Source organism: Nostoc sp. 2RC (assembly GCF_014222165.1).
Lineage (GTDB): Bacteria > Cyanobacteriota > Cyanobacteriia > Cyanobacteriales > Nostocaceae > Nostoc > Nostoc linckia.
The window spans coordinates 1-3503 of the sequence record NZ_JACKZU010000555.1 but is presented as its reverse complement, the minus strand read 5'-3'; the positions used below and the strand labels follow the sequence as shown (position 1 = coordinate 3503).

The window sequence follows — 3503 nt, the reverse complement described above, 5'->3', positions numbered from 1 at the left end:
CCCCCTTCCCCTTTTCCCAACTTATGCAAGAAGTCTATACTGCTTATCCGAACCCTATTGACTCTTATCTGTTACCTGTTCCCTATCTACACAAAGATTTTCACTAATAAAATCGGATTCCTATAAGTAGCTCAACCTAAAAAAACGTCATACGTAGATGTTAATAAATAAATGTAGGGTGTGTTATGCCGTAGGCTAACGCACCTCTGTAGACTATAGCTGAAATAAAATTGCTATATATGTTACCTTTTTTAAGATTGGCCTACTTATGAGAAAATTCAAAAGTAGATTTCAGAGCGATCGCACATCCTCTAAGAGGATATATCGATCGCTATTGTTCAAATAAATTTTCAGAAAGTAATAGTGGATGTAACTCAATTAGTCAAAATTTCAATTATTCTCTTGCTTGTGGCTACAGTCGTAGCTTTGCTGTCTCGGCAATTACGAATTCCTTATGTAACTGGTTTAGTATTGGCGGGTTTACCAATCACTGAATTGTTGTCTCGTCCCCTTGGTTTAAATCCAACCCTGGTTTTAAACCTTTTCTTGCCAATTCTCATCTTTGAAGCTGGTATTAATACAGATGTCAGCCGCCTACGCAGCACCTTTAAACCAATTGCCCTGTTAGCTGGGCCTGGGGCTATAATTTCCAGTGGAATTATTGCCGTCCTCTTGAAATTTGGGCTGGGACTAAGTTGGATACCTGCTTTGTTTGTCGGAGTAATTTTGGCAAACACTGATACAGTTTCCATGATTGCTGTTTTTAAGGAAATACCAGTACCTTCTAGACTTTCCACCATTGTGGAAGGAGAAACCTTATTTAATGATGCTGCTGCTTTAGTTTCCTTCAACTTAATTTTGCAAGTATTTTCCACTGGTTCAATCACTTTCTTAGAAGGAATTAAACAACTGTTATTTATTTCTCTGGGAGGTTGCATTATTGGGTTAATTTTGGGTTATTTAACCATACCTGTATTTGCTCGTTTAGACGATCCTCTCAGCAGTCTTTTGCTAACAGTTGCAGTTGCCTTAGGCACTTTTCAAGTAGGGCAATCTCTTGGTGTATCCGGTGCTGTAGCTGTAGTTGTAGCAGGATTAATTTTTGGTAATTTAGGACTTTCTCGCAATACTTCTGCTTCTAGTCGCATCACATTATTGAGTTTCTGGGAATATGCGAGTTTTACTGTTAACACCTTTATTTTTCTCTTAATTGGTGTAGAAATAGACCTGGGAATACTTTGGAAAACTTTACCCGCGATTATATTTGCAGTTTTAGCTTATCAAGTCGGGCGACTTCTTACAGTCTATCCTTTGCTATTAGGAATTCGTTGGTTTGACCGCCCAATTCCCCTACGCTGGCAACATTTACTATTTTTAGGCAATATTAAAGGTTCACTGTCAATGGCTTTGGCTTTGAGCTTACCCACCACACTACCAGGGCGAGAAATCCTCATTGCTTTAGTGTTTGGTAGTGTGTTGGTGTCATTAGTAGGACAAGGTTTGAGTTTGCCTTGGGTAGTTAAACGCTTAGAATTATCTCAATTTTCACCTCTTCAGCAACAAATTGAAGAATTACAAGCCGAGTTGATGACAAGTAAATCTGCACAAGACGAATTAGATAACTTGCTGAAATCGGGAGTGTTGCCAAAAGCAGTCTATGAAGAAATGCGTTCAGCTTATCAGGTGCGAATAGCCAAAGCCGAAAAAGCAGTACGAGAACTTTATAACCGCCGTCCTCAAGATTTGGAAGCAAAAAATGGCGATCTCAGTAAAATCGATGCCATCCGTCGCCGTTTACTTTTAGCAGAAAAAGGAGCGCTCAATGAGGCATTAAGAAAGCGAATTCTTTCAGAAGAAATAGTGCAAGGACGGATACGAATTATTGATGAACAATTACTAAAACTTGAGGATGATTAATTATACCAATTTGAAAAAAGAATGTGACACATAGACAAGACCCCTCCCCAACCCTCCCCGATGCTTTGGGGCTACGGTGTACACACAAGTAGACCCAGAGCGAGTTTCCAACCAAAAAAGGTGGATTCAAACTGCTCAAGACCGCGAACTAAAGTAGTAATACCGGGAGGTTTTTGAGACTTGTAACCAGACCAACCACCAAGTCGAGCAATAATCCAAGTCGCCCAAGCAAGAGAGGAAGGAGGATAAGGATTTTGTTGAAGTAGAGTTTTCCCTTCTAAAGAAGGAGCAAGAGTCAATAAGCATTGCTGTTGCTCAGGTGAAAAAGCAAGATTTGCAGGTAAATCAGGGTTATCCCGTCCTTGAATCAGTTGTAAAATTCGCACGGAGACGGACAAAGCTAATACAGCCAGTCGTTGAATGGCAGCAATCGATTCGAGCTGAGTGGCTTCGAGATTTAAACCAGCAGTTTTGAGAGTGGCGAAAAGCTGTTCAATCCGCCATCGCCATGTGTACCATCGAATCACCCGTAGTGCTTGTTCTAAACAAACGACTTGGTGGGTGGTGAGCAATCGCCAATGAATCGGTGCTTGACCTGGTGGTGGGTTCACTTCCACGGCTTCCACTGCATAAAGTGTCACACTAGGAGGATAATCTTGTCCATTCAATTTATCTGGACGTTGGATTTTCACCATTGCACGGCGAACAATTAATAATGCTTCTCTTGCGGTTCTACGAATGCGTGCATCTGCTGGCACATCTACTGTGTAAGTCCCCTCGCTCGGCTGTTGGTTTAAGTATGTATAAAGTGATGAGGTCTTTCCCACCAGGCGACGGTCAATACGCGCTCTCACCAACACATGATTGTTTTGATTTGGGACTGTAGCAAATTCCTCATACATATCGCTTTCACGGTCGGCGATGTGAGTCACGATTTTGGCATTCCCAATAGTTAAACATTTTTGCGTTTCTTCGGCAGAATGTAGCCACTTGTATGATTCTTTCTTTTCTATTGGTAATAGCTGGTAGTTGCGCTCATGCTTATCTTGATGGTTTATATCTCTTGTCCACAGTTTGACTGTGCTTATCCCCAAGGGAAATCCATTCTCTGCATCTAATATGAGAGTGGGATGAATATAAAAGCCTACATCTGTGTTGTTTCCGACTACACCTACACCCAAGGCTTTCAACCTGCCTGCATGAGATTGCAAGTTGATTTCGCTCGTATCACTGATGGCTAATATATGCTTTCCTTCTACATGAGATACGCAGTGGTCGCCTAGGCTTCGCACTAATTCCCCTACTGTCACATTCTGATTCTCCAAAAACCGATAATATCCTACTTGTTCGGCTCTATTTTTACTTATTTGTCGAATGTTGACTGATTGATGTTTTCCCATTGCTTCGTACAATGCTGCCCCCTTTTAGAGAGTCGCGGGTCTCCAAATGCTTTTCCCTCAGCTGCTTGCGCGTGTATTCTGATTGGATTTTCCACTGCTTTTTACTCCCCACAACTCCTTCTGTTATTACTTTACTTGGACTTGTGTGTACACCGTAGCCACACTCCCCACACTCCCCCATCTCCC

The 3503-nt window shown here is 41.7% G+C and carries 2 protein-coding genes; one reads left to right on the top strand and one right to left on the bottom strand.

Annotation, left to right across the window (positions count from 1 at the left end; genetic code table 11):
* The first annotated feature begins 363 nt into the window (after positions 1 to 363).
* Positions 364 to 1917 carry a cation:proton antiporter gene (locus tag GNE10_RS33020; RefSeq protein WP_185570270.1) on the top strand — a complete coding sequence of 518 codons (1554 nt, stop codon included), beginning with the start codon at positions 364 to 366 and terminating at the stop codon, positions 1915 to 1917.
* 71 nt (positions 1918 to 1988) lie between these two features.
* Here GNE10_RS33020 and GNE10_RS33015 read toward each other — a convergent pair whose 3' ends face one another.
* The gene (locus GNE10_RS33015) at positions 1989 to 3317 is read right to left on the bottom strand and encodes an IS4 family transposase (RefSeq protein WP_185570272.1); all 1329 of its coding nucleotides are present in this window, start codon (positions 3315 to 3317) and stop codon (positions 1989 to 1991) included.
* Positions 3318 to 3503 lie beyond the last annotated feature (186 nt).

What these genes read in the sequence shown, in the direction of transcription:
- GNE10_RS33015 (WP_185570272.1), bottom strand. Translation starts at nt 3,317, where the DNA reads ATGGGAAAACATCAATCAGTCAACATTCGACAAATAAGTAAAAATAGA.